Annotated in this window: 2 protein-coding genes; both read left to right on the forward strand. The window is 37.4% G+C overall.

The window, feature by feature from the left end:
• A partial coding sequence (locus CK510_RS29955; RefSeq protein WP_143289515.1) for a hypothetical protein occupies nt 1–604 on the forward strand: 604 nt, incomplete at its 5' end.
• A gap of 11 nt (nt 605–615) precedes the next feature.
• Nucleotides 616–1827, forward strand: a 1212-nt coding sequence (locus CK510_RS29960; RefSeq protein WP_095725066.1) for a hypothetical protein, incomplete at its 3' end; no start/stop codon positions are given.

Raw genomic sequence — 1827 nt, forward strand, 5'->3', positions numbered from 1 at the left:
TAAATTCAATCAACTTGCTGCAAGAAAAACAACTTTTGTCCAATTAGTCAATGGTCGTTCTTTTGTAATATCCGAACAGGATTATCTATATCGACATCCAGAAGTTATCAAAAACACCGTCAGACAATGGGCAAATTTAACATTTAATTGGGATGGAATTATTCCTGGAACCAAGGAGTTAGATAAAGGACGAGATATTGGCAAAGGTAAACGAATTACAACCAATGCTTATATTGGTTCATTTTTAATTCAATCTGGTAAACAAGGATTCCGTCAAGCGGCTCTAAATATACTTGCTGAAATTACACCTTCCCGTGTATTTGGTGGTCAAGTTCGCTCCAAAATAATTATTTCCTATCTCTCCGCTCCCAGGCAAATAAAAATTGGTGAATGGGAAGTTGATATGGTGGCAACAAGAGTGTTAGTAAACTTAGCTGGTGGTGCTGATGAAGAAATTAATTTTAATCGTACTTTTAGATTACAAGCTGTAGATATTCCTTCTCAATCTCTTAATAATAATTCTCCATTAGAACAACAGTTATATGAAATTAGAAGTTCGGGCTTAGAAATCGTTAAAATCTCTGAGTTTACAACTAATAAATAGTGGTATTGATAATGAAAAATGCTCAAGAAAACTATATTAATGAATCCTTTGATGGGGAATTAACCTCAGAGGAAGAATTAGAAATATCGGGATACCAACCTGAACAAGTAGCTTTAATCGATCGCGAATTTTTAATCCAACGGGATTCGGAGCAAGCAGAACCACTTGATGAAAGCGAAAATCCTTTAATTCGATTTGCGATCGCATCGCTTTTAGTTGGTGGTGTCATGGGTTTCGGTTGGATGGTATGGTCAATTTTCTTTGCTTCTAAACCAGTCGTTAAAGCTCCTACCCCGAAGGAAACTTCAACAATAGTAGCTTCTGGGGAAAGTGATGAAGCAGCACGTCTCAAGGCTGAATTAGCGCTACGTAACCAAGCAAGTCGCAATCTCGAACAACCTCAAAAACAAACGAAACCAGAACGTATTCAACCCGTAGCAAACTCGAAAGTTCGTCGTATCAATCCTCCTCCTCCAAGAATTATCCGCGAACGAATCTCATCTCCTCCAAGAATTATTCGCGAAACTGTAACCGTCAACAAACCACAACCACAACTAAAACCAGTTACTGTGGCTTCTACTAATTCCAAAGTTGAAAAAGTTGACCCATTCGAGCGATGGAATCAGCTTGCTACTTTAGGACAGCAAACTATTAAGAATAGTGATGTTACTGAAGACGAAAAAGTATCAAATTTACCCAATAACAGCAATACTTTAGAAGTTTCTGACAAATCGACTACAGAAAATACTTTCCAACAAAACAATCGCACCAAGATTATTCCCGCAGTTGCGATTAGTGATAGTCAAATTAATTCTCCAACTATCTCGCAAAATCAAACAGAAACTCAAACACCTGGGGAATGGGGTATTTTAAATCGAACCAATCCAACTATCGAACGGAATTATCCACAAATAGCTGTTTCAGAGCCAAATTACCCAATGCAAATTCAAATTGGAACAAGTACCAAGGGGAATGTTGTAGTACCGATGATTTGGACACAGGAAGATAAAAATAGAGGACGTTTTGCAGTGCGATCGCAGCAAGATATCCGCTCTACAGACAACCGTATTGTTTTCCCTAAAGGAACGGTTTTAATTGTAGATGTTGATTCTATCTCAAAAGCGAATAAGTTAGTTCAGCATAGCGTTACAGCAATTATTTATACTGACAAATTTGGTCGAGTTAAACAACAAGAAATACCTCAAGGAGTAATTTCAATTCAA

Source organism: Brunnivagina elsteri CCALA 953 (assembly GCF_002289455.1).
Lineage (GTDB): Bacteria > Cyanobacteriota > Cyanobacteriia > Cyanobacteriales > Nostocaceae > Brunnivagina > Brunnivagina elsteri.